23 protein-coding genes and 1 pseudogene are annotated in these 23,862 nt (G+C 65.0%); 20 read left to right on the forward strand and 4 right to left on the reverse strand.

The features are described 5' to 3' along the window. Window positions 1–14 precede the first annotated feature (14 nt). Window positions 15–374, forward strand: a complete 360-nt coding sequence (locus tag NU1_RS15585) for a hypothetical protein (protein WP_157552334.1) — start codon at window positions 15–17, stop codon at window positions 372–374. A 254-nt stretch (window positions 375–628) separates the two neighbouring features. Beyond that, on the forward strand, window positions 629–1,405 hold the full coding sequence (locus NU1_RS15590; RefSeq protein WP_169815070.1) for an NYN domain-containing protein: 777 nt from the start codon (window positions 629–631) through the stop codon (window positions 1,403–1,405). A 44-nt stretch (window positions 1,406–1,449) separates the two neighbouring features. Here the strand turns inward: NU1_RS15590 and NU1_RS15595 are convergent, their stop codons facing one another. Further along, on the reverse strand, window positions 1,450–1,845 hold the full coding sequence (locus NU1_RS15595) for a hypothetical protein (RefSeq protein ID WP_067522031.1): 396 nt from the start codon (window positions 1,843–1,845) through the stop codon (window positions 1,450–1,452). 129 nt (window positions 1,846–1,974) lie between these two features. Then, window positions 1,975–2,661 carry a hypothetical protein gene (locus NU1_RS15600; protein ID WP_067522033.1) on the reverse strand — a complete coding sequence of 229 codons (687 nt, stop codon included), beginning with the start codon at window positions 2,659–2,661 and terminating at the stop codon, window positions 1,975–1,977. A 666-nt stretch (window positions 2,662–3,327) separates the two neighbouring features. Between NU1_RS15600 and NU1_RS40330 the strand changes: the two genes are divergently transcribed. Together NU1_RS40330 and NU1_RS15610 are read left to right on the forward strand one after the other, a co-directional pair. Beyond that, window positions 3,328–3,831 (forward strand): plasmid mobilization protein, encoded by a 504-nt coding sequence (locus NU1_RS40330; RefSeq protein WP_084521451.1) that lies wholly within the window; start codon window positions 3,328–3,330, stop codon window positions 3,829–3,831. A 26-nt stretch (window positions 3,832–3,857) separates the two neighbouring features. Further along, complete coding sequence (locus NU1_RS15610; protein WP_157552338.1) at window positions 3,858–5,504, forward strand: relaxase/mobilization nuclease domain-containing protein; 1,647 nt, start codon at window positions 3,858–3,860, stop codon at window positions 5,502–5,504. Between the two features lie 427 nt (window positions 5,505–5,931). Here the strand turns inward: NU1_RS15610 and NU1_RS15615 are convergent, their stop codons facing one another. Continuing rightward, window positions 5,932–6,987 (reverse strand): hypothetical protein, encoded by a 1,056-nt coding sequence (locus NU1_RS15615; protein ID WP_067522037.1) that lies wholly within the window; start codon window positions 6,985–6,987, stop codon window positions 5,932–5,934. Then, window positions 6,984–9,125 (reverse strand): DNA methylase, encoded by a 2,142-nt coding sequence (locus tag NU1_RS15620; protein ID WP_157552340.1) that lies wholly within the window; start codon window positions 9,123–9,125, stop codon window positions 6,984–6,986. Before NU1_RS15620 ends, NU1_RS15615 begins: the two co-directional genes overlap by 4 nt. A 72-nt stretch (window positions 9,126–9,197) precedes the next feature. Between NU1_RS15620 and NU1_RS41470 the strand changes: the two genes are divergently transcribed. From NU1_RS41470 to NU1_RS15700, 16 genes and pseudogenes are all read left to right on the forward strand, one after another. Next, window positions 9,198–9,617 (forward strand): hypothetical protein, encoded by a 420-nt coding sequence (locus NU1_RS41470; RefSeq protein WP_157552342.1) that lies wholly within the window; start codon window positions 9,198–9,200, stop codon window positions 9,615–9,617. A gap of 35 nt (window positions 9,618–9,652) precedes the next feature. After that, window positions 9,653–9,835 (forward strand): annotated as a pseudogene (locus tag NU1_RS44230) (helix-turn-helix domain-containing protein); the annotation flags it as partial. Between the two features lie 123 nt (window positions 9,836–9,958). Continuing rightward, a complete protein-coding gene (locus NU1_RS15630) occupies window positions 9,959–10,828 on the forward strand; it encodes a hypothetical protein (RefSeq protein ID WP_245720138.1) in 870 nt (289 codons plus the stop codon). Between the two features lie 8 nt (window positions 10,829–10,836). Beyond that, complete coding sequence (locus tag NU1_RS15635; protein ID WP_067522155.1) at window positions 10,837–11,724, forward strand: phosphotransferase; 888 nt, start codon at window positions 10,837–10,839, stop codon at window positions 11,722–11,724. Window positions 11,725–12,142: 418 nt separating this feature from the next. After that, a complete protein-coding gene (locus tag NU1_RS15640) occupies window positions 12,143–12,550 on the forward strand; it encodes a hypothetical protein (RefSeq protein WP_157552344.1) in 408 nt (135 codons plus the stop codon). Between the two features lie 877 nt (window positions 12,551–13,427). Beyond that, window positions 13,428–14,327 (forward strand): hypothetical protein, encoded by a 900-nt coding sequence (locus NU1_RS15650; RefSeq protein WP_067522049.1) that lies wholly within the window; start codon window positions 13,428–13,430, stop codon window positions 14,325–14,327. 1 nt (window position 14,328) lies between these two features. Then, window positions 14,329–15,420, forward strand: a complete 1,092-nt coding sequence (locus tag NU1_RS15655) for a hypothetical protein (protein WP_067522051.1) — start codon at window positions 14,329–14,331, stop codon at window positions 15,418–15,420. Further along, on the forward strand, window positions 15,417–16,193 hold the full coding sequence (locus tag NU1_RS15660; RefSeq protein ID WP_067522054.1) for a class I SAM-dependent methyltransferase: 777 nt from the start codon (window positions 15,417–15,419) through the stop codon (window positions 16,191–16,193). The genes NU1_RS15655 and NU1_RS15660 overlap by 4 nt, the downstream gene beginning before the upstream one ends. Before the next feature lie 47 nt (window positions 16,194–16,240). After that, window positions 16,241–17,176 carry a radical SAM/SPASM domain-containing protein gene (locus NU1_RS15665; RefSeq protein ID WP_245720141.1) on the forward strand — a complete coding sequence of 312 codons (936 nt, stop codon included), beginning with the start codon at window positions 16,241–16,243 and terminating at the stop codon, window positions 17,174–17,176. Then, window positions 17,173–17,841, forward strand: coding sequence for a hypothetical protein (locus NU1_RS15670; protein ID WP_067522058.1), 669 nt, complete (start codon window positions 17,173–17,175; stop codon window positions 17,839–17,841). Before NU1_RS15665 ends, NU1_RS15670 begins: the two co-directional genes overlap by 4 nt. Window positions 17,842–17,868: 27 nt before the next feature. Next, entirely contained in the window at window positions 17,869–18,744 is an 876-nt protein-coding gene (locus NU1_RS15675; protein WP_169815071.1) for a phytanoyl-CoA dioxygenase family protein, read from the forward strand. Further along, on the forward strand, window positions 18,741–19,631 hold the full coding sequence (locus NU1_RS15680; protein ID WP_067522062.1) for a phytanoyl-CoA dioxygenase family protein: 891 nt from the start codon (window positions 18,741–18,743) through the stop codon (window positions 19,629–19,631). Before NU1_RS15675 ends, NU1_RS15680 begins: the two co-directional genes overlap by 4 nt. Then, the gene (locus NU1_RS15685) at window positions 19,628–20,713 is read left to right on the forward strand and encodes a mandelate racemase/muconate lactonizing enzyme family protein (protein ID WP_067522064.1); all 1,086 of its coding nucleotides are present in this window, start codon (window positions 19,628–19,630) and stop codon (window positions 20,711–20,713) included. The genes NU1_RS15680 and NU1_RS15685 overlap by 4 nt, the downstream gene beginning before the upstream one ends. Window positions 20,714–20,721: 8 nt before the next feature. Further along, window positions 20,722–22,353: a thiamine pyrophosphate-dependent enzyme gene (locus NU1_RS15690; RefSeq protein WP_067522065.1), complete on the forward strand. Its 1,632-nt coding sequence runs from the start codon at window positions 20,722–20,724 to the stop codon at window positions 22,351–22,353. Beyond that, window positions 22,343–23,107, forward strand: coding sequence for an HpcH/HpaI aldolase family protein (locus NU1_RS15695; protein ID WP_169815072.1), 765 nt, complete (start codon window positions 22,343–22,345; stop codon window positions 23,105–23,107). The genes NU1_RS15690 and NU1_RS15695 overlap by 11 nt, the downstream gene beginning before the upstream one ends. Beyond that, window positions 23,104–23,850: an SDR family NAD(P)-dependent oxidoreductase gene (locus tag NU1_RS15700; protein ID WP_067522070.1), complete on the forward strand. Its 747-nt coding sequence runs from the start codon at window positions 23,104–23,106 to the stop codon at window positions 23,848–23,850. The genes NU1_RS15695 and NU1_RS15700 overlap by 4 nt, the downstream gene beginning before the upstream one ends. Window positions 23,851–23,862: the final 12 nt, after the last annotated feature.

The following is a 23,862-nucleotide window of genomic DNA, read 5'->3' on the forward strand; positions in this document are numbered from 1 at the left end:
CCGAGGAGCCCATTATGTCCGACCACACCCGCCCCATGTGGCGGCCGAATCCCGCAGGCAGCCGCTACGCCTTCCGGTCCCCGGCTATCAGTGCCGCCTACGGTGACGGCTGGTGGATCATCACCCGCGAAGGCAAAGGAGACTGGCTTCGATTCGGCTGCTTCGGCGGTCTGCTGTACCGCAGCGCCGAGACCGAACCTGTCGGTTCGATCTACATCAGCGAGGACCCCTACGCCGATTGCGAGCCGTACTATTCGTGGCGATTCACCCGCGCGTGCGAATGCGGGCAGACCCGATTCCCGGAGTGCCGTGTCGAAACCTTCGCGACCGGTTCCGAGGCGATCGAGGCGGCAGCCTTCCAGTTCATCTGTTGACGTGTGGAGGTCGCGTGGGGCGTGTCGCTGGCCGGTGCGCCCCGGCACGCCCAGTGCGCGCGCAATGCACTGGTTGGCACGTAGTGGCGATTACCTTGCCAGAGGTGATGTTCACCGAGACGACAGCGGGCGCCGGACCGGTCGCGCGGCTTCGCCGCCCACGCATTGCCGGATGGTTTCGGTCAGTGATCCGGCCTCCCGTACCGTCGCCGATGCCCGTGCCTCGGCGGGCGGGTACCGGTGAGGTGGTCGCCGTGCTCTTCGACGCGGACAACATCGCGCCGGCCAAGGCAGGCGCGGTCCTCGCCTCGGTCTCGCAAGTGGGTTCGCTGCGGATCGTGCGCGCCTATGGCGACTTCTTCCGCACCCATCTGGCGGGGTGGCGGCCCGCGATGATCGCGCACGCGATTTTGGCCCGTCAGGTCACCACCGTGACACCGGGAAAGGACACAGTTGATCATGCGATCGTTGCGGACGCGATCACCCTGGCCCTCACCACGGACGTGACCACGGTCGTGATCGCATCCAGTGACTCCGACTTCGTCGACCTGGCCCTGCAATTGCGAGAGATCGGATGCGCGGTGCACGGGTACGGGGAACGCAAGACTTCCTCTGCCATGGTCGCCGCATGCCATCGGTTCGTCTACCTCGAGGACCTACCCGCGCGCTCCGCTGTCACACCGGCATCCGTTGCTGTTGCGGCGGGCAACTCCGCCGCGAAGGTGACGGCGAAATCGAAAGCGGCACCCGTCAAGGCGGCCAAGTCTGGCGAGGCATCTGACGGCTGGGCGGCCTCGGTCCGCGAGGTGGTGGCCGTGCTGAGTACCGGTGGCAACGGTGCGGAGTTGCCGAAGGTCTGTCTGCGGATGCACACGCAGGGGATCACCGCCCGGCTACCGGAGAAGGCTCGCGCAAAACCCGGCCGTTTCCTTGCCACGTGCGGGCTGTTCGAGGTCGTGAAGGTCAAGGGCCAGGATGGGCGCTCCACGCACACCTATTTGCGCAACAAGCCCACGCGCCCTGTTCGCTGAGCCGCGCAGGCGGGTGCGCGAGCCGCCGGCCAGCGCGAGCCCGGCTACTGCGAGGCAGGTGGTTGGGGTTCGCTCGCAGACGAGGGGGCGGCGGCCTTGCTTGGTGGGGTGGTTGCGGCAGCGCGTTTGCGTGCTTGCCGCACAGCTGGGACAGGCTTTTTCGCGGAGGTCTTGCGTGCCGCCGGGGGTTTGGTCAGGTCGCTGATCGCTCGGTAGCCCGCCTCGTTGAGTGCACGTTCGGTGAATCCGGCTTTCAACGCCGCCGCGCGGGTGGCACGGACGGCGGCCACGTTCGTCGCATCGAGGCCGGCGAACTCGTCGCGATCGGCAAGGAGTTTCCGGTAGGCGTCCGCGAGCGGTTTGACCGCCGCGAGTTTCGCGTCCGCTTCGGCGCGCACCAGATCCTCGAGCTGAGCGTATTCCGGTGTCGGTGTGGTCACCCAACCAATGTAAGACCGTACGGTCTCTAGCCTCGGCAGGAACACGATGTTGTGGCGGCGGGTCGCTGTCCAGGATGGCACCGCCGCATCCGCAGTCTGTCTCTGGTGGCGGCACAACCTCATTTGGCTCTACGTCGCCCTCTGGCGTGCTGCTCCGTACCACAGCGGATCGCCACATTTGGGGCACCGCTCATTGACTTTCAGCGAGTCCTCCTCGGCGAGACTCCCGGGAATGATCGCCACCAGCGATTCGCGGCAAATCGCTCCGTGCTGGCTGACCCGTCGTATCGGCGGGTGCTGCCGCGTCCATCCGACATAGTGCCGGATGGCGATGCCGTCGGCGTCGCTGTCACGTAGTTGGGTCGGCTCTTCGAAGCACGCGATGTAGATGTGCTCTGCATGCTCTCGGCATTCATTTGCGCATCGGGGGCGCGTGAGCGGTGGGTCGTCGCTGTAGTCGTGGCTGGGTAGTGCCTCCCTTGTCGGAAGCTGCGGCAGATCGGCGAGAGGCGCACCGTCCCAGATCCGATGCGGGTCGGCGCCGTGCGCGGACACATCTGCGATCAAGGCTGCCAGCCGTTCCGCGTTCGTACGGTAGTGCTCGAGACGTGCGGTCCGGTCGAGGTATTGCGCTGTCGCCGCGGTAACTCGCGGTTCCCATTCGGCGGTGTCGCGGGGACTGCACCGGCACCCCAGGGCCAACGGCGCGCCGTCTCCATAGGAACCCTCGTAGCCAGCCACTCGGTCCTTGCAGAACAGGCACAGCACACCGCGCGGTCTGCGCTCTGCCGCACGGGTCGTGGTATCGACCACCATCGCGTGACAGTTCAGGCACACCATGCACCGCCCACCGAGTAACCGCACCAATTCCTCGAGCTGCCCCCTGGTGAACTTATGTCTCGACGCACGCTTTGCCACTCCCGCAGGGGGCAGTTTCAGCAGGCACTCTCTGGGGCAGTTCCGATGCTGATCAACGTCGTCGGTCATCTTGTCCTACCGTCGTTGCTGGATGCTGCGATAGTCCTCGGCCGGTCTGGGGTTGGAGAGACCGTAGCGCTGGCTGGCCGCGAAACGCCACCAATGGAAGCATCCATTCGGAAACTCTCCCTCGGGAGCGTTCGGCCGCGCGGCAGCCCGTCGTGCCTGTTGGGGGCACCGTGGCCAGAGGCCCCGAAAGCTCAGCGACCCGAGGATTGCTGAGCCTATCCTTACTAATCCTGAGCAAGCTGGATGCTTAGATATCTAAGCGGTTGTGCGTTCGCTCACGCTGCCGCTCGGCGGCGGGCGCCGGACCCACCTGCGGCGTGGCGCTGCGCTGGGCATCTGAAGGGCTAACGGCATTTCAGGGCTGACGAAACCAACGAAGCCCGCTATTCGGCGAGCTCAAGGGCTTGTGTCGACACCGTGTGATTCCGTACTTTCATTCGAAACTGCCCGTCTTGGTGGCTGGGTTAGTCAACAGCTAATGAAGGTGGCGGTGCAATGACTTCGTCCAAGCCAGGCGGCGTGCCGAACTCCGGTGCGAATCGGGCAAAGGTTGAGGCGAGAGTCGGCGAACGTGGCACTGGCGACGCGAAGGTGTTGCAGTTCCCCGTGGCGGCTCGCGCCCGCGCGCAGCGCCGAGAACGCCAAGCCAATACCACCGGCGGTCGGGCCAAGGCGCACTGCGTGAAGGTCACGCCCGAACAAGAACTCGAGCTCGTGGCGCGCGCGGCGCGCGCGAAGGTGTCGGTGTCGCGTCTCTTGGTAGAAGCCGCGCTGTCGGATGCCGGTAGTTCGGTGGGTGCGAGTCGCGACGTGGCGGATCGGCTGATGGGTATCGAACGGCTGTTGGCGAACGTCGCGAACAACGTCAACCAGATCGCGGTGGTCGCCAATTCCGGCGGCACCGTCGACCACGAGCGTCTGTCCGCGAACATGGCATTGCTGCGCCGGTTGCGCGATCGAGTCGATACCGCACTCGACGGTTGGAGCGCGGCGGCGTGATGCCGAACGTGACCCGAGGCGGTCACATGGGCGGCTTGCTGGCCTACCTGGTCGGGCCGGGTCGGGCCGACGAGCACCGCTTTCCGCACCTGGTCGCGGGAGACGAGACGGTCACCACCGACTATCCGGTCGGCGCTGAGTTGTCCCCGGTGCAAGCACTGTCGATCGCCCGGCGCCTGGATCGGGCACGCCGCCTGTTCGGTGTGGAGGTCGGCGTGCCGAACTACCTGCGCGACGAGGACGGGCGAGTCCGCCTCGATGACCGAGGCCGCAAGCTCAAGGACCCCGCCAGGCCGCTGACTCCCGGCCACGTCTGGCACTGTTCGCTGTCACTTCGCGCTGACGAAGGCCAACTGGGCGACGAAACCTGGGGCCGTATCGCCGAGGGGTTCATGACCAAGATGGGATTCACCGCCGACGGGTCCGGTCGCTCACCCGCACGATGGGTCGCGGTGCGACACGGACTGTCCACGGGCGGAAACGATCACATCCACATCGTCGCCTCCGCTGTCCGCGACGACGGCACGAAAGTCGACCTGTGGCGGGACGAGAAGCGATCCCAGCGCGCCGCCGGAGAACTCGAGCAGGAGTTCGGACTACAGGTCCTCGAATCCCGGCACAGTGGCATCGGCACGCGCGGCCTGACCCGCGCCGAACTACCGACCACCCCGGAGCGCACCGCGCAGGAGCCGGCGCGGTGGCGGATCGAGCGTGTTGTGCGCGCCTGCGCGGTGGCCTCCCGCGAGGAGGGGGAGTTCGTTCGCCGGCTCCGGCAGGAAAACTTGATTGTTCTGCCGCGCTACGCCCACGGCGACACCTCCGTGGTCATGGGCTACGCGGTCGCGGAACCGACGCGCAGCCGCGGGCGACTGGTGTACTACGGCGGTGGTCGACTCGCCTCCGATCTGACCCTTCCGGCATTGCGAAACGAATGGGACGCCAGCCCGGCCCTCGATGCCGAAGCTGTCGCGGAGTGGCGGGCCGCTCACCGCAATCGCCCTCCGGTCAATCCTGACGGAGTCGAGGCGGTGCCTGTGGATGCGGCTGAGGTCGGGCGCGCGGCTCAGGATCTGCAATGGTGGAATCGCTACCTGGCGCAGATCCCGCTCGATGACCATGACCAGTGGGCACGCGCGGCGGCCCGCACTGCGGGCGTTATGGCCGCATGGTCGGTGCGGACGGAGACGACCCCGGGCCCGCTGGCCACGGCCGCCCGTGCCTTGGCGAAGTCCGCGCAGCGGCCCGCCCACACCCGATGGCACAAACCGGCACGGACGCTGACGGCTGGCGGTGCGGCGCTGATCATGCTCCAAACACGTCAGCAGTCCTCGTCGGCCTCCTACCACTTGGTGCTCGCGCAACTCACCCGCGCGGCCCACGCTGTGCGAGACGCCCATACCGCGATGGGTGACCTGCACCGCGCGGCGGAACTCGATCGTGTGATGCGTTCAGAGCTGGTCGCGGTTCACGCCCGGTACACACCAGCTCCCGCCGACCACGACCGACAGCTGTCAGCCCAGATGCAACGCGTAATCGACGGCGCCATCGAATTCGGCCCTGTCGCCTCCGTCGAATCGAGCCACCCGCCGCCGACCACCCCGCACGACGACCGGCCGCACCACGATCAGGAGCACGGGCTCGATCAGTCCGAGGATTACGGACATCAGCGGTAGTCATCCGTACGCCAGACACGAACCATCGACCGGGAAGGACGAACCGTGAACGAAGACCATCGCGTACGCCACCGGAACGACCACCGTCTGCGAATTCGACACCTACGAGAACCGGTCGTGCAACTACCCGGCATCATGCTCTGGGGTGTCGATCGGCTGGACGTTTACTCGGCAGTGACCCATTCGAGCTCGTGGATTGCGCCGTTTTTGAGCAGGTAGCGGTCCATCTCGAGGTCGAAGGTCGTCTTTGGATCGTTCCGAGCTGCTCGGCACTCGCGTGCCTGCACGCGTCCGTCGTAGAGAGTCCGCACATTGGTGTAGCCGCGGACCCCCATCGGTGTTTCGAACTCCTGGTACCACGAGCATCGCCGCCTTGGCGGTGACCGCTTTCGGTCAACGGCGTCCGCGCCGAAGGCGAGAAGCTGTATCAATTGGTGATTCCGGCGGTTGGCAGGAACTCCGAAAGCCTGGTGTGGGCGATCAAGTCTTGCAGCGTGTTCGCGGTGAACACCTTGCCCCGGGTCGCGGTGATGAGCTGCCCGATGTCCTCACGGCGGACGCCGAATCCTCTGCCGTCGATGCATGCGACGACCTCGAACGATGGCTTACCCGCGCGCTCGCGGTCATCACGCATGGTCGCCAGGCGGAGGATTCGGGTCACCTTGTCCCGTGCTGTGCCATCGTCTCCGGTGATCTTCGCCTCAATGATGACAGCAGGGGCTAGCTCGTCCGGGGTGAAGAAGTCTGGAGCTTGTTCGAAGCCGGGTACCCGCTCGGCGCGTTTGGTCTTGCGGAACGGAATCCGGGCTGCTGACAGCTGGTCTTCGATGGCATTCTCCATCACATCGCCCACCAGCTCGGACACTCCGTCGCGGTGACTCGAGAACGGTCGCCCTAAGTAGCGCTCGTAAAGGAGTACCGCATACGGGATGTGCTGCTCGGCGGCGTACCGAACTGAGTCCAGACCTTCTTTGGTGTCGATCTTGTCGAGGCGATGGATCATGCCTTCAGGAGCTTCGAGCGCGCCTTCGCCGAGCGCTTTGCACGCAGCGGCGAACAGCGCGGTGGTTCTGGCGATGGTGAGCTCGGAATTCCCGCCCCGGGTGTGGAAGTACTTCGGGTTCGTCCGCATGTTCTTGTCGAGACCGCGAGCCCAGTTGCTCACGAACTCCTGATCCGTCTCCTCCTTGGCAAGGTCCTGCCATTCTGGAGGTGTCACTCCGAGGATTGTGCGTAGGACGATCCCGGCCACCGCGTGGCGGCGTACCGCGACCCAGCATCGGTCCACAGTGAGGGTCTTGAACCCGTCCGTGCACTGCCTCAGTGCTTCGTAGCCTTCCTGGAAGTGGGGGTACTCGAGGAATGATGTCCCTCGGGGCAAGAGCATGAATTGCGAGGTGAGGTCGTCGAAAGTTGCTTGAACAAGTTCATCGAGATTGTGCTGGAGTTCGTTCGGGCTGAGCTGGTACGGGCGAACGGTCATGCGGTGGTGCGCTCCAATTCGTCGCGGATTGCGGCAACGGCTTTTGTTGCGGTCGTGAAGCGTTGTTCCAGGGGATCACCCGCGACCCAGGTGACCCGAAGGTGTCGAATTGTTGCGGCAGCCACATGTCCAGCGGTCAGACAGGCTATGTCGCCGCTTGTCGGCTCATACGGGACCGCTTGCATCGCAGCGACATCCGCGTTGACCAGAGTGCTGATGTCAGCCCCGGAAACTCCCGAGGCGTAGCTCGGGTTGCGGCACACGAAGACCGAGTCGAGGATGGACGACTTCGTCCCTGCGATGTGGAGCGACGCTGACATTTCTCCGGGCGCGACAAGGACCGTTGTGCAAGTCAGGCCGGCATCAAGAATCGCGACGATGAGCGGCACATACGCCTTGGGGTCGTTGTGGTGGTAGGTGAACACCAGCGGCGCGCCGGGCTTGAGCGCCGACGACATTCTGCAGAAGACTTCGCTGAGGCCTGACGTGAATTCCTGGAGGCCGCGAAGTAGCGTCGCGTTGCCGGTCAACTCGTCATCAGTCCGGGTCGTCTCCTGGGAGAACTCCGCCCGTGCTGCCATGAACTTCCGCAGCCAGACGTAGCAGAAGTCCATCAGCTCGGCGTACTGCACGTTGTCGTAGTAGGGAGGGTCGGTGAATACGCCATCCAGCGATTCGGCGCGCAGCATCAGCTTCTGTGAGGGGCCGTTCGACAGCCATACTTCCTGCGGTCGGCCCTCAGGCTCGGACTCGACAAGCGGGGTCTCGATTGACTCCCCGGCAATGGGGTGAATGACCTTTCGCTTACCGTCGTAAACGATCTCGTACGGGTGCTTCGCGTACTGCTTGGCCTTGAGATACTTGGCGACGAAATGGACGAATGAGCCCGAGCCCACCTTGGGTATCCCGAGCAGGCTGTTCTCGCATGCGAGGAGTGCGACCGGAAAGCCGTGTACGGCGAAAATGTCCTGGCACTTGAGCGCATACGTGTCGTACCGGCACAAGAGGTTCTGATAACGGAGAAAATCGCTGAACACGGTCGCAAGGGCGTACCGCACCTCGTCGCTCGGAACCTCGGAGATCCGCTTCATGAGCGTTCCCAGCCCGAGAAGCTGGCGGTCGCTGAACAACTCGTTCCACTTGTGGTATCCCCAGCGGTGCAGTCGTGAAGTCTCGTCGCCTGCGGGGATCGCATCTTCGGGGATAAGGAGTTGATCCCGGGTCGCGCGCAGTTGCTCGGCCGCCCGGTCGATCAGCGCAAGGTCGTCAGCATCGGGCGTCTTGAACTGCCGCCCTCGGATGTTCTCGTAGCAATGGGTGCAGTGGTACTCGATGCCGAAAAGGCGATGGCGCGGAGGCTTCCCGAGATGCTCCGCGAACCTGAACTTGTTACCACAGTGTTGACAGGTCGTCACGCTCCGCACGGTCGGTCGCTGGGCGAGATCGTAGTCACATTGGGGGCAGTGAGGCGTCTTGCTTGCGGTGACTTCCTTCAGAGTGTTGCACCGAGGGCAGTGGTAGACCTCGCGTGGATGCCGCACGGACTCGGCCAGCCTCAGCCCCGGGTGCAGGTCCACCTGCTTGCCGCAGGACGGGCAGTCGCAGTGCTTGACCAGGTGGAAGTACTTCACGTCTGCGAGTTCAGCGCATTCGGTACACCGTGTCCGGTAGTAGTCGCCCAGTTCGTTGCGAACGTCCTGGATAACTTGGGCGGCCTCACGTTCGAACGCCTCGAGATCGAGCGGTGCGACGGCTTGGCGCACCGTCCAGAACGACATCGGATTCACGTCACAGCCAACAACGCTCAGACCGAGCCGGGTGGCTTCGTACACGGTGGTACCACCACCCATGAACGGATCTGCGACAATTCCGGCGAGATCGTGCGCTGAGGTGTACGAGCTTGCGAGTGGTCGGCCGTCGAACTCGGCATGCATCAAAGACCTGAATACCGAGCCCGGACGGCGCGCAAACCATTTGTGGATCTGGATGATCGGCCGGTAGGACTGCTGGACCTGCTTCTCCCGTAGGGCTAGCCGTGCAACGAACGTCGCGTCATAGCGCGTCTCAAGCCCACCCGCAGTATCTGCATCGGGCTGCACGTCGAACAGTGTCGTTTGAGGCCCTGACTGTGAACTCACACGGAGACCATACGCGGAGCAGGGGACAATCTCGCGAAGGCAGGAGTCTTTCTGTCAGCGTAAGACCCCACATTGCCGCTTGCCGATGAGCAACCCGATCCCGTGTTTGTGGTCAAGTTGACGGCGGTGGCAGCACTCGCCGAGGGACATGATCTCGAATCTTTCCTGTTCGGCAGCGGCTTCCAGGTCCGATTGCGCGATGCGGGCGACTGCGAGATCCAAACGCTCCAGCGACATTTCACCGACTCGACGTTCTCCGCTCTACCGGCGATCGTGCCGCGCCACAGGACATCGGCTACGACGCACAAATGCAACGCCACTCATCCCGATGGCCGCGGCCGACGCCGGCGGCGCCACGCAGTGGTGGCTCGTTGCTGCCGCACGGTCGCCGAGCTGACGCCGAGTCGCGAGGAATTCTTTGAGCCGAGGTTCCGAGAGAATAACCGTCCGCGCTCGCCGACGAAGGGACGCATGTGGGAAGTAGGCTTGTGATCGGCGCACGATCGTCACAGCGGGGAGACACCGTAATGCCCAGACGTAGGCCGGAGTTGGCCGAGCAACGCAAGGCTGCCGGGTTCACACAGGCCAGCCTGGCCGCTGCGATGGGTGTCGACCGGGGAACGGTCCGGCGGTGGGAGGCGGGGGAGAACAATCCGCTTCCCCATGAGCGTCCGAGGTTGGCCGAGAGGCTGCGGGTGACACCGGATAGGCTGGCCGCTCTGCTGGGCTCGCCGTCCGATACTCCAGCGACGTTGTTGGACGAGTTGGATCGGACGCGGCGACGGATCGATGACACGTTGTCGACAGGCACGGTGACGCGGTCGCGTGTGGCGTTGATCGACGAGCGGGTGGCCGAGCATATCGCGCTCTACACTCGCACGGCCCCGGCAGAGATGTTGGAGTCGATGGTGTCTGATCTGCTGGAGGTCGAGGGTCTGACGGCGGTGCGACAACCCACGCTGCTGCAGGGCAGGCTGTCGGAAGCCCTGGCCGTGCTGGCCTCTCTCACAGCGGATGCTTGCATGAAGCTCGGCGACGTTCGCCGCTCGGCCCACTGGCACGGAAGCGCCAGACTGGCCGCAGATGACACCGAGAACACCAGACTCCAGGCGATGGTCAGGGCGCAAGCGGCGATGCTCCCGTACTACTACGGCGCAGCGCAGGATGCGGTGAAGTTGGCACGGGAGGCTCAAGCAGTCCACGGCGAGGTATGCGATGCGACGGCCTTGGCGTGCGCCGCCGAAGCGCGGGCGCTGGCCCGCTACGATCCCACCGCAGCCGAGGAGGCGAGACGGCGGGCGGAGGTGATGTTCGACCGGCTCGGCACCACCTCGGACGACGCGTTCCGATTCAACAGAAAGCGATACCTGTTGTATATGAGCGGCGTTCTGACCAACATGGGCGACATCGCGAACGCCCAACCGGTCCAGGACGAGGCGCTGCGGCTCTACGGCGGCGACTCGGGCCTAGTGATCGATCCGGCCTTGATCCGCTTGGATCAGGCGGTCGGACTCGCCGTGGCCGGTGACGCCACCGTCGCCTGCGATCTGGCGTGGTCGGTGGCCGACGAATTGTGCGCCGAGCACCGCACACGGATCGTACTCACCCGAGCCGGTGACGTCCTGCGGGCGCTGCCCGCGCCGTCGCAATCACTTCCGCGCGCCGTCGAACTGCACGCCGCGATCACCACGCGACCGCAGTGAGCACCGATATGCCGCGCCCCGACGCGACCGGGACGGAATTCACGCCGGGTTTCACGGCCCGCATCGTCGAGGTCGCCTGTGTGAGAGCAGGACTGGACCCGACCGGCTACACATTGATCCGGCACCACACCAACGCCGTCTACCGGCTGGCGCACGAACCCGTGGTGGTGAAGATCAACCGGCCCGGCAGCACCGCACCCGCCCGAGTCGTGCCGCTGCTTGGCTGGCTGGAACGTCACGGGATCGCGGCCGCGCCACTACGACCGGTTCCAGGCCAGCCGATGGTCATCTCCGGATGCCCCGTCACGTTCTGGGAGTATCTGCCGCAAGACCGAGAGGTCACGACGGTCGACCTCGCCGAGCCCCTGGCGAAGCTGCATGCGGTGCGCGAGTTCACTCTGCGGCTGCCGGTGCACGATCCGATGGACGGGGTGGAACGCAGTATCGACATGAGCAGCATCCTCGACGACACGCAACGAGCCGCCCTGTACTCGTGGTGTGAACGGGCCAAGATCGAGCTGTCCGACATCTCCTACGATCATGCACCAGCCGTCATTCATGGTGACGCTCAGCACCGTAATGCATTGTGGCACAACATAGCCGGTCGTGCGGTGTTGTCGGATTGGGACAACTGCGCGTTTGGCCAACCCGAATGGGACGCCATCACGGTCGAGGTTCACGCCCGCAGATTCGGCTACCCGCAGTACGACTACGATCGCTTCTGCGGGGCGCTGGGGTGGGATGTGCGGGACTGGAACGGGTACAACACGTTTCGGATGATCCGTGAGCTGCGGATGATCACGACGAACGCGCGCAAGTCCGCGCCCGCCTCCCCGGCCGCCGCCGAAGTACTGCGCCGGATCGACCACGGCCCCGAAACATGGCACAGACTTTGACACAATGAACCAAGGGCGCACCATTTTCCCATAGATGCACCAGAAATGAATCTTGCTGGCCGACAACCGGTGCGGCCAGAGTTGATGCATGGGCGAAGAACTGTCTCGGACGCATTGCGGCGATGCCGTGTTCATCGATGCCGGGGACGGAGAGGGCTACCAGGCCACGCGACGCGTAGCTGCGACACCACGCCTGCGCGCTGATAGTGCCGGGACTCCGCCACCTCAGCGAGGACCAGATCCTCGAGCTGTGTCAGCACGCCAACATATTTCGTGTAACGGGCAACCGGGCGTTGGCGCCGGAGCTCAACCGATCGACCGAGCCGTGTCCGAGCCCACGACGGTTGACCGAGGGGCCAGCAGGGCCATCGGTGATCATGAGCCACTTGTTGATCGGCAACGCCAATGGGGTCTGTCGTTGAGCGTTGACAAGCAAGGCGTGTACGCGGAGCTGGGCCACCCGATCCCGGCACTGGCCGGATGCCTGCTGTGCTGCTGGGATGTCGAAGAACACCAATATCCGGGCATTCGGTCGGCGGCTGCTCGTGGGGGCTTCTCAGTTCCGGCATATCGCACCTGGGAGGGCGGGCGGGTCGCCATGTTAGGTGTCGGAGAACTGGCGGATTTGACGCCGCAGCACCGGGTGGTGCTCGAGCGGGCGGCCGTCCGGTTCTCCGGTCAGGGGCAACTCCAGGACACCAGACGACTGTATGTTCCTGCCGCCGAAGCGGATTGGCTGGTCGCGCCGATCGCGGGGCTGGCGTTGGCCGGAGTCCCGTACATCATGTTCGCCATCAGCAACGTCATCGTCGATGGCATCGGATAAGAGGTGTCGGCGTGATGAATGCGGCAATCGGGTCGGACGACAGGGTGGACTACGCCCGTCCGGTGTGGGGGTTTACGGCTGCGGCGACCGATAAGGGGCGTCTCGGAGTCCGATTGATTGACACCCCCACCTCGGTGTCGCTGTGCGCGGGGGACACGCCGACCACGTTGACGGCAGCCCGCGAGATCATCGAGCACGGCGGAGCGACCGCGGCAGTGTGTTGCATGCTGCGCCGCCGATCAAATCGCCATTGGGTCAACAGCTCTCGCAGCGCGGCCGATATCGCCGACCGTTTGGCCACGGCATCGCCAGCTCCGATGCACAACGAGATGCTGTGCGGTAGAAACTATTACGACTGCGGCCGTCAAGCCAGCCGGCCGACCTGTGAGGCCGTGGGTGAGCGACAGGTCCGCGCACTGGCACAAGTCAACCATCAGCTCGCAGACCAGGTGCTCGACTACCTGGTGCGCGAGCGAGAGATTCACGGGGTCGCTGCCGTCGCTCGGCAGGTGGTGCGGTATCAGGCGTGGACACCGTGCCAGATGGCCATCGAGGTCTGCCACGACAACGCCGATCGAATCCTGCTGCGGCACCACATGTCTCACCGTCCAGACGGTTCGCATCCTGTGGCAGACGACAGCCCACAGGAATGGAAACGTAGTGGACAGCTCCGCCGTTCTCGGGCATCATCCCAGCATGACAATGCAGGGGGATCGTCCAATTCCGGACCGGTCGGTGATCATCGCGGACCGAGTCACATAGGGAACTTCGTTGTGCGACAGGACGTCCCTTGCCGGGCCATCGGCGCGGACGCCCAGGCCGACTCTGAGTTGGGCTCATGGAAGTGCATAGTCGGCAAAGCCTGGGGAGGAGAGTGATGGCGCTGGTGAATTCGGCAGGCGGGCTCGATGTCGACCCATGGAACAACCAAATGCTGTCGGAGCCGCTTCGAGTTTTGCCCACTACTCCGCTTCAGATCGATCCGAGTTCCAGGATCTACATGGGTGCCCGAGACCAGCGGTTGGTCGCCAGCCCGAACACTCTGTACTTCGGAGGCACCGACGTCACCGGCCCGCTGCATCTGGGACATCTCTACTGTTTTGCCGCTGGCCAGTGTCTGTCCGAAAGCGCAGGCGGTCGCTATATCGTCTCGTTGAACGAGGTCGAGAGCGGCACCAGTCGCGACATACCGGTGCCGGTGGCGATGCGCAATGCCGGTCTTATAAGAAGCGCACTGGAGGGTGCTGGTTTCGAGGTTCACTCCCGGCTGGCCGATGGTGAACTCGTCTACGCCTCGCTGCTGCTACACACCTATCTTTCCCGTGATCGGCCTGATCTCGTGCGATCGATCTATGGAGAATCCATCTCGACGTCAGACGTCCTGGGGATCTGTTCCATGTTGCTGCTGCCGGTGTTCATCGCGAACGAGCACGACGTCGTGTGTGCGGTATACGGCTACGACGAGGTCCGGCATGTGGAACTCATCTACAAGTTGTATCGGGATCAAGAATTCGCCGAGTGGACGCGCCACTATTGTCACCGGGAACCACCGGAATTCACCTACATTCTGACACCTTTGGTGGCCTCGTCCACGCCGGGTCTCAAAATGAGCAAGTCGCTCAGGCATGGAGCGATTCCGTGGGATTCGGTGGCACCCGGAGTTGGTTCGGAACACGGTGAGATGTTTGCTCGACTTCACGAGTTAGCCAAGAAACAGGCTCCGAACGTTTCCATTTCGGCCGTCGGCCGGTTGATCGCTCAGCACAGCGGGAGATGACGTGCGTTTCTTTGATGTAATTTTCGCAACTCGTCATTTCGACGCGGAAGACACCATTGCATTGTGGCGAAAACAGGAATGTGGCGACCTCGGGTACGTCACCGAAACGGCCGGCCTCCATGCAGATTACTGTCGGCGGCTCAAGGCCGAGGCCGGTGACGGGTTGGGCGCACTGCTGGGATTCAACATCACGACGTCCATCGGTGCGATGTTGCCGGACCTCCCTCGTACGTTCCTGGCCACGACCTGCGAGTTCCCCGCTGTGCTGAGCCAGTTCCAGCGGTCTGGTTGCGATCTGGCCGCCTGGCTGTGCCCGTTCACACACGAGATCAGATGGCGGTCACCGGCCGCGGGGCACGTCGTGTTGCTCGTAAGTCACGTCGACTACATCACCGGGCAGGACATCGTCGACGATGTCATCGACGTACTCGCTGATTCCGCGCAGGCGCAGGAGCTCCGGTTCACCGTAATCGTGGATGGTGCGCACGGAATCGGGAACAACAGCACCATCGCGGACGTGGCCAAGATGCGAGCATCCTTCAGCGAGCGCTTGGACATCGAGGACTTCGTCTACATCTTCGACCACAACAAGTGGTTACTCGGGTTTCCCGGCATGTCAGTGTCCCTGCACACTGGTGTCCGCGCGCCTGCGATCGAAGGCATCTTCCCGACCCCTGCCTCCCAGTCTTTCGCGGAGTTCGGGGAGCCCGTCTCAGTGTCGTTCAACCCGTTGCTGCCACAGTGGGCGGCCAATCTCATGGGTCCGGCGGAGCGCGCCTTCGACACGGATTCCCTTGAAGCCAACCGCATGCTGAGCGGCACTTTCCGAGAACTGACCACCGGCAGGACGTTTCCCGGTGTCGACATCTTCCACGCCAACAGCAATATGGCCCTGCTGAGTAGCCCAGATCCGAGGGTGCTGCTCAGCCACCTCGGCGAACGAGGCTGCCGGACCCACCTGATGGGCTCGTCGAAGGTGCGCGGAAGCGCACCGGGCGCAACGGGTGGGGTGCGGCTGACGTTCTCCTCGTTGTCCCTGCAACAAGAGGACATTCACACCCTGATCGACGCCCTGGAGGACTTCCGCCCATGAGTTCAGTGATCACCCGCATAGTGGATGGAGTCGACGATCTCGTCTCCCACGCGCTCACCGCCGGTTTCGACCATGCTGTGAAACGCCACCCTGACGAGCGCCTGTTCTGGAACACGCTGTTCACGAGCAAGCTTGAGCACCACGAGCAGACCGGCCTGACCGATTGGGACAACCCGAGATCCCGCACCTACTACCGCCTCCTACACAAAGACCTCACGGCACTGGTGGGCACGCAGGCGAGCGTGGTCGAGATGGGGTGTGGGACCGCGGTCCTGTCGTTGTTGCTTGCCGCCGACGGCAGCGACGTCACGTTGGTCGACCGTAGCGAGCCGGGCCTGGCCTACGCGCGTGTCATCGAGCGGGCGCTGCGGGAAGAGCTGACCTTCGTCGGGTCGGTCAGATACCTGCACGCGGACTTCACGAGTCTGGACAGATCCCTGCGTGCGGACCTGGTGCACAACGCGGGCGTTATTGAGGAGATGGAGATGAGTGAGGCAGTGCGAGTCGTTTCCCTGATGAGGGACCACGCGGACAGACAGGTGGTGGTGGGTGTGCCGAACTACTTCAACCCCTATTTGCTGGGGTTCTGGCTTCGCGGCGGCAAGGGGACCGAGCGTCATTACTCCCGCCGCGGGCTCGAACGGGTCTTACGCTCCGCCGGTTTACCTGATGTCGCCGTCGTGAACACGTCCTGCGTCCACCCGTCCCTGCCTGCGTGGGCCAATCAGGGTTTTGGGCTCGGCTTCCTCCACCTCGCGGCGGCCGCCGTATGACCAATTTGAAGATCATTGACGAGTCGTGTCGTTTCCGGCCGCCTGCCATGGGGCGACTAGTGCTATGGGAGCTGACCCGGTTCTGCAACCTGGCCTGTCGGCACTGCTGCACGGGTTCGAGCCCGGCGATCAGCATGGCCGACGACGTACCGACGGACGCCGCGATTGCCTCGCTGCGCCAGTTGGAGGACGCAGGGGTCCGCGAGCTCTACTTGACCGGCGGTGAGCCCCTGGCGCGTCGGGACTTCATAGAACTGCTTGAAGCGGCTGGGACCGCGAAGGATCTGAGCGTCTTCGTCGCCACCAACGGGATCTTCATCCGTGACCGGCATATCACCGCATTCCGCTCCGCCGGAGTACGCAGCATCACCATCAGCATGGACGGGCACGATGCCGAGAGCCACGACGCCATCCGTGGTCCGGGAGCCTTCCAGAAGGCGGAGAAGGGCATCCGCCGGTGTGTCGAGGCGAGGCTGCCCGTGAGGCTGAGTCACATGATCACGCCGACAAACCTCGGCAACGTCCGGCGGTTCTGCCAGCTGGCCGTGGACCTGGGTGTGCCCACCGTCGCGTTGCACACCGTCATCCCGGCCGGCACCGCCGTCTCGTCCTCGGACTTGGTCATGTCGGCATCTCGTACGTCCGACGTCGCGAGCACGATGGCCGCTGTGGTCGAGGAGTTCAGCTCGGCGTTGAGCATCCAGCACGGCATGGACGGCAGCAGCAACCCCGCCCACTGCATCGCCGGGCAGCAGTTGCTACACATCTCGCCGAACGGTGACGTGAGCCCGTGCTCGTGGATGTACAAATTGGACAAGCGCTTCACACTTGGCAACCTGCGACACGAGTCCCTTTTGGACTGTATCGGCAAGCTCGACTCCGTCGTCGGCGAGTACGCGGGCAAACCCGGCTGCCCGATTCCGATGCTGTCCGAACAGAGTATGCGCCGCAGAACCCAGGATGCCGGAGACCCGACGCGATGACGGCCCAGACGCGCGGCACCCTGAGCCAGGGACTACCACGCAACGGTGAGGCCACCTTCCGGTCGAGGTTCCTGGGCTTGGCCGAACCACCGAATCGCCTCGTGCTCACCCCGGTGGGCTTCCTGGTGCGACCTCTGGGTGAGGGAGGAGTGGAGCTGCCTGGCCTGTGGCCCGCACGCTCTGTGGAAGGGGTGCCCGTCGTCGTCGGCCCACAGGGTCGTCCCGTGGTGGATTGCGTCTTCGCCATGCCGCCCGGGTCGGCCGTGATCTTCGTGGGTCTCGCCGGAGGACTCCGATCGCCTGCCCAGGTCGGCCGGTGGGTGCGGGTCGAGCAGGCGTGGGACGGCAATGCGTGGCACCGATCCACCCTCGAACCCGTTCCTGAGCTGCCCTCGGTGCGTGCTGTGACTGTCGGTTCCCTGACCGAGTCGTGGTCGCAGACGGAATCTCTCCGAGAGCAGGCAGACGTGGTCGACCTGGAGACCAGTCATGTGTTGGCCGTCGCCGCCGCTCGAGGAGTGCGGGCGGCGAGCCTGCTGCTGGTGTCGGACGAACCTCCTCACAACCCGTTCTGGGACACGAACCTGGCTGAGCTCGCCCCGGCTGCGGATGCGCTGGCCACCGCCTTACGGCAGTGGCTGCGCGCTGGCGGAGCAATAGGTTGACCACCGCCGATAAATCTAGGAATGACGATGAAACAGGTTGTACTGTCCGAAGCGGACATAGCGCGCTTCGAGTCCGACGGGTTCCTCCGGCTTCCCGCTGCCCTGGACGACGGCGAAGTGTCGGCTCTGCTCGCAGGAATAGCCAAGCTCCAGGCCGATGGCGCGGCGAACGACGACTCTCGCGCCTGGTGGCGTGAGTTCCACGACGGCGCCCTGACCCCTCAGGCCCGCGAGAGCTTCGACTTCCGCAACGTCGCGATGAGCGAGCTGGTCTTCGAGGATCTGGTGGACGCCCCTCGCATCTTGGTGCCGATCACCCAGATCCTCGGCCCGAGAATCGCGCTCCTCAGCTCGCATGCGGCAGTCCGGGCGCCTGTCAGCGATCTGACCGTCGAGCAGCTCAGCCGCACCCGGCTGGGATGGCACCGGGACCTCGGTATCTCCTCAGTGGAGATGGCGCACCCGCAGCCACGACTCGCGGTCAAGGCCGCCATCTGGCTCACGCCGCTGACCGGTTCGGCGCAGGGCGCGATGCGGGTGGTCCCCGGCAGTCACCGGCTGGTCGGTGATCTCGCGTTCGACGAGCTGACCAACCAGCCGCATGGCGCGATCGACATGCTCGCCGACGCCGGCGACATCGTCCTGTTCGAGCAGCGGCTCTGGCATACGGCTACCCCGAACATCCTCGGCCAGGCGCGAGTGTCGCTGTTCTATTGCTACGGGTACCGGTGGCTCCGGCCGCAGGATTACGGGGAGGTGGAACCTGCTCGGCTGGCCGGGATGAGTCCTGTTCGCAAGCAGCTTTTCGGGGCGAAGACGACTGTCATGGGCCATCACCTGCCGACGTCGGAGGACGTCCCACTCGCCGCCGGGCTCGCGGAATGGGAAGGGGAACGTTCATGAGTGCGCACGCGGAACTTCTACGCGAGTTCGATACCAACGGCTACGTCATCCTGCGGGACGTCCTCGACGCGGCCGAGGTGTCGCGGCTGGCCACGGTGGTGGGCGAGAACACCCACAAGATCCTGGACAAGCGGGGAAAGTCACCGGACGAACGTGCCCTGGTCCTCGACTTCCTCGGTTTCGACGAGGGACTCGTCGATCTCGTCGATCACCCGCGCCTCCTGCCGGTTGTGGCAGCCATCCTGGGCAGCAATATCTATCTGTACCACACCCATTGGTGCGTAGCGCCGTCCCTCAGCGGGCAGACGTTCCCGAACCGGCAGCACTTCCTGCACGCGCACAACGACGCGGCGGACGCTAGCGCTGAAGTCATCGGAGCCGACACATTCTGGCGCTGGCACCGTGACGGCGGCCAGATCAACAACGAGCTCGGTCCACATCCGCAGCCCCGACTCTCCCTCAAGGCCGGGGTGTTTCTCACCGACCTGTCCGAGCCCAGTGGCGGCAACATGGCCGTGGTTCCCGGCAGTCACAAACGGGACGTCCCCCTCCCGTGCGCAGGCGCACCCGCCGATGCGGGGGTGGAGATTCTGGCCCGCGCTGGTGACGTGGTCGTCTTCGACCGGCGGCTGATCCATTCGTCTTCGCCGAACCTGTCCTCGCGGACGCGGATGGTTCTGTTCTACGGGTACAGCTACCGGTGGCTGCGGCCCAGGGACGAGATGACGGTCGAGCGCTACCTGGACAGCGCTTCACCCGTCCGCCGACAGCTCCTCGGCGCGACCAGTAGCGCCTACGCGTACTCATCGCCGTCGTGGAAGGACGTGCCATTAGCCGAGTGGCTGGCTGCAAGCGGCAATGTCGCGGGTCCGCTGGAGGAACTGTGAAGATCACCAAGGTCCGTGCTTATCCGCTGCGTTCACACGCGGTCTGGGTCGAGGTGGAGGCAGCCGGGGTGTCCGGCTTCGGCGAGTGCTACCCCAACCGGGCCGACTGGGCCACCAGACTGACAGCCGATGTGGTGAACGAAGGACTGGCCAGTGCCGTGGTCGGCTCGGACTGCCGGGACATCGACGTGATCTGGCACCTGTGCTACCGCAAACTCACTCCCCGACAGGGCGACAAAGGCCCGTACATGGCGGCGATCTCCGGTCTCGACATCGCGCTGTGGGACCTTGTGGGCAAGGTGCAGGGCGTCCCAGTCCATCAGCTGTTGGGCGGCGCCCACCACGACCGGATACCGCTTTACGCCAGCATCGGCGGCTCGGCGGACCGCGATCTCGACGAGTACCTGACGGAAGTGCGCCGTTTCGCCGACCGCGGCTTCGCCGCGTTCAAGGTGCGCACCCATTGGGGCGCGCACCGGGTCGACGTCGACCCGGTGCGCGATCTGGCGGTCCTACGAGCGGTGCGGGCCGAGATCGGCGACTGTGCACTGGGATTCGACGTGAACAACGGCTACACGCCCAAGACCGCGATCAGCCAGTGCCGAAGACTGGCGGACCTCGACCTGTTCCACATCGAGGAGCCCGTCGCCCAGCACGACCTCGCAGGCATGGCTCAGGTCGCAAGGGCGGTAGACATTCCGGTGGCTGCGGGCGAGCAGGAGTACACCCGGTGGCAGTTCCGCGATCTGGCTCTGCGTGGCGAGGTTGATGTGCTGCAACCCGATGTGACCAAGTGCGGCGGGATCACCGAGCTGCGGAAGATCATGCATCTCGCCGACATCCTGGGGCGGCGGCTGGTGCCGCACCAGAACCAGGCGACCATCGGTCTAGCAGCGAGCATGGCCGTGGTGGCGTGCTGGCCGTTGCCCCTGCCCCCGCAGGAGTTCCTTGGAGAACAGCCGGAGCTCGACGACTTGCTGGAGGAGCCGCCGCGCATCGAGAACGGTTCGTGGGTCCTCGGCGACGAGCCGGGCCTCGGTCTGCGGGTCAAACGGGCCTCGCTGGAAGCAGAGTCCTTGTGAGCGGCGTAATGGGCGGCACCGTGGCGGATGCTGTTTCCGACGCACTGGTCTCAGTCGGAGTGGAGACCGTGTTCACCGTACCCGGGGCGCATATCGACGACCTGTGTCTGAGCATCGAGCGTCACCCAGGTCTGCGACTAGTAGTGTGCCGGACCGAATCCGGTAGCGGGATGATGGCAATCGCGCATGCCCGAACACGTCCCGGCACGATCGCTTGTTGTCTGTCCATCCCCGGCCCAGGTCTGTTGGACCTCGGTACCGCGCTGATGACCGCCCGCGCCGTTGGCGTCCCACTCCTGTGCATCGCGGGCGGGGTACCCAACGGTCGCGAGGGCCTTGGTCTCCTGCACGAGACGCCCCAGGTTTTCACGGCCGCCAGTGGAGCGGTGAGCGAGGCACACCGCTTGATGCCCACAGACGACATCCTCGCTGTGGTCGGTCGGTTGGCGAATGCGACGCTGATGCCCCCTAACACGCCCGCGTTGCTTGAGGTGCCGGTCGACGTGGCCGGGGCGATGACCGTGCCGATGGCCGGCGCAGTGTTCGATGCGCCCCGCCGAGGTGTTGGCGGAGCACGAGGCTTGGCCATCGATGCCGCCAACTCGCTGCTGAACGGTGCAGCACGGCCTCTGGTGATTGCAGGCGGTGGTGCCAGGAACGCCGCGGGTGCGGTGTGCGAACTCGCCGAGCGTCTGGACGCACCGCTCGTCGCCACGGTGAACGGACGCTGCCCGACGGTGGAGGACAGCCCACGCCTGTTGCCAGTTCCAGCGCTCCGCGTGCTGTGGGACCACTGCGACGTCGTGGTCGCGGTAGGGACGCGCCTCGCCGCCGTCTTCGGCAGCGACAAGCACGGCACCGTGCGGCCTTCCCTGGTGAGAGTCGACGCCGATCCGCGCCGTACAGAGGATCTCCAACAGGTGACTGTCGGCCTCACCGGGCGCGCGGAGCTCCTGATCCCGGAACTAGCCCCTGATGAACCGGTGCGGCGGTGTTCGACATGGAGTCCTGGAGGACTGGCGGATCTGCGGTCGCGGTGCATGCTGGCGCTCGCGACGGCCGACCCGCACGCGGGATACACGGCCGCCCTGCACGAGGCGCTGGCCGCGGACGCGGTGATCGCACTGGACTCCACGCAAATGAGCTACCACGCGATGTATGCACTTCCGGTCGCTTCCGGGAGGCTGACGCTCTCCGCCGGTCAGCAGGGAGTGATGGGGAGTGCGCTGCCGCTGGCGCTGGGTGCCAAGCTGGCCCAGCCCGACCGGCAGGTGGTGTGCGTGACTGGGGACGGTGGTCTGGTTGCCGGTCTCGGCGAGCTCGCCACGATGGTCAAGGAGCGGCTCGGCGTGGTCGTCGTGGTGTTCAACGACAACGCCTATTCCGAGGTTGTGCTCGCGTCCCGACACAGCGCCGCCGTGACGTACAGCCGGCTGGTCAACCCCGACTTCGTTGCCATAGCCGCCGCGTTCGGGATCACGGCCACCCGTGTGCGCTCGCCCGAGGAGCTCGGCCCGATCCTCGCCAGGTTCTGCCAGCGGAACGAGCCCGCGCTCATCGAGGTCGAGCTCGACCACTGCCCCAGTTTGTCCGGCATCTTCGAGGTGGGTGACTACCATGGCTCCGCCGATGAGCACTGACTCGGCACTGGGTTGCTTTTGCGCGCTCGGCTCGCCGCTCGCCGTCGAGCTTCTGGCGCGCAGCGGCGAGTTCGACTGGATCTGCCTGGACCTCCAGCACGGCATGGGTGGGTTCGACGCGTGTCTAGCCGCGTTGCAGGCAGCTTCGGGCACGGACATAACCATGTTGGTTCGGGTCCCGCCGGGCGAGCCTGCGTTGGCGAGCCGGGTACTAGACGCGGGGGCAGACGGGGTGCTCGTGGCCAATGTCGACTCGCGCGAGCAGGCCCACACGGCATGCCAAGCTGCGTTCTACCCACCGCTCGGGACACGGTCCGTCGGTGCCACCCGTGCACGGTTCCTGCGACCCGGTTACGTCGCGGCGGCGACATCGAGTACGCACTGCATGGTGATGGTGGAGTCACCAGTCGGGTTCGCAAACATCGACGCGATCCTGGACGAACCAGTGACCGGCGTGTTCGTGGGGCTTGCCGACCTCATGATGGCCTTGGGGTGTCTCGGCGCGGATCCACTGGCCGACAACCAGGTGCGGGATTGGTTGGAACTGACCGTGCGCCTGTGCGAGGCACGTGGTTTGACCAGCGGCATCTTCTCGGAGAACCCGCGAACGGCGGCAAGCCTGCGCGCCATGGGTTTCGACCTGATCGGCTCGGGACTCGACGTGTCGCTGTTGCTCTCCGGAGCACGAGCGCAGCGCGCCGAATACGAGAAGGCCCGCACAGCGGTCACTCCGCCAAAGAGGACGCCGGAGTGACCATTCAGCAGCGCTTCACCGGCCGGGTCTGCGTGGTCACCGGCGCTGCCTCAGGGATCGGGGCGGCAGTGGCCACAGCCCTGTCGCGCGAGGGCGCCCAAGTGTGGCGGCTCGATCGGCGTCAGGGGCCCGGGATCATCCGTTGTGACGTGACCAACCACCAGGACGTAGAGAACGCACAGCGAACCGTCCTGGCCGAGACCCCCGTCGTTCACCACATCTACAACGGTGTCGGCATCCTGCCCCCGCGCGGAGGAGTGCCGTTGGAGGACGAGGATGTCGCGGAGTGGAACCAGGTCTTCGACACCAATGTCATCGGAATGCTGAGGATCTTGAAGGCGTTCGGCCGCGCACTGGACTCCACCGGGTGCGCGAGTGTGGTCAACATGTCCTCGGACCAGTCACTGGTACCTCACGGGGACGCGCTGTCGTACGCCGCGTCCAAGGCGGCGGTCAATTCGCTGACCGTGGGGTTGGCCAAGCAGTGGGTGGGGCGCAGGACCCGCGTGAACGCAGTGGCGCCGGGGGCGGTGCGGACCGGCTTCATCGACGAGATTGCAGGTAGCGGGGAACGGCGCGATTCCATGCACGACCACGCCGACCGGGTCCTGCCCTTGGGGCTCGCGGACCCGGCGACAACCGCCGCGCTGGTGCTCTTCCTGCTGTCCGACGACGCACGGCACATCACCGGTGAGGTGTGGCGCTGCGATAGCGCGCAGACCCTCCTCGGCGTCCGCTTCTGACAATGCACTGGG

The organism is Nocardia uniformis NBRC 13702, assembly GCF_001613345.1.
Classification (GTDB): Bacteria; Actinomycetota; Actinomycetes; order Mycobacteriales; family Mycobacteriaceae; genus Nocardia; species Nocardia uniformis.

Excerpts from the sequence above, each read along its gene's own strand:
- NU1_RS15585 (WP_157552334.1), top strand. The coding sequence starts at position 15 with ATGTCCGACCACACCCGCCCCATGTGGCGGCCGAATCCCGCAGGCAGC.
- NU1_RS15600 (WP_067522033.1), bottom strand. The coding sequence starts at position 2,661 with ATGGTGGTCGATACCACGACCCGTGCGGCAGAGCGCAGACCGCGCGGT.
- NU1_RS40330 (WP_084521451.1), top strand. The coding sequence starts at position 3,328 with ATGACTTCGTCCAAGCCAGGCGGCGTGCCGAACTCCGGTGCGAATCGG.
- NU1_RS15610 (WP_157552338.1), top strand. The coding sequence starts at position 3,858 with ATGGGCGGCTTGCTGGCCTACCTGGTCGGGCCGGGTCGGGCCGACGAG.
- NU1_RS15615 (WP_067522037.1), bottom strand. The coding sequence starts at position 6,987 with ATGACCGTTCGCCCGTACCAGCTCAGCCCGAACGAACTCCAGCACAAT.
- NU1_RS15635 (WP_067522155.1), top strand. The coding sequence starts at position 10,837 with ATGCCGCGCCCCGACGCGACCGGGACGGAATTCACGCCGGGTTTCACG.
- NU1_RS15650 (WP_067522049.1), top strand. The coding sequence starts at position 13,428 with ATGGCGCTGGTGAATTCGGCAGGCGGGCTCGATGTCGACCCATGGAAC.
- NU1_RS15660 (WP_067522054.1), top strand. The coding sequence starts at position 15,417 with ATGAGTTCAGTGATCACCCGCATAGTGGATGGAGTCGACGATCTCGTC.
- NU1_RS15665 (WP_245720141.1), top strand. The coding sequence starts at position 16,241 with ATGGGGCGACTAGTGCTATGGGAGCTGACCCGGTTCTGCAACCTGGCC.
- NU1_RS15670 (WP_067522058.1), top strand. The coding sequence starts at position 17,173 with ATGACGGCCCAGACGCGCGGCACCCTGAGCCAGGGACTACCACGCAAC.
- NU1_RS15675 (WP_169815071.1), top strand. The coding sequence starts at position 17,869 with ATGAAACAGGTTGTACTGTCCGAAGCGGACATAGCGCGCTTCGAGTCC.
- NU1_RS15680 (WP_067522062.1), top strand. The coding sequence starts at position 18,741 with ATGAGTGCGCACGCGGAACTTCTACGCGAGTTCGATACCAACGGCTAC.
- NU1_RS15690 (WP_067522065.1), top strand. The coding sequence starts at position 20,722 with ATGGGCGGCACCGTGGCGGATGCTGTTTCCGACGCACTGGTCTCAGTC.
- NU1_RS15695 (WP_169815072.1), top strand. The coding sequence starts at position 22,343 with ATGAGCACTGACTCGGCACTGGGTTGCTTTTGCGCGCTCGGCTCGCCG.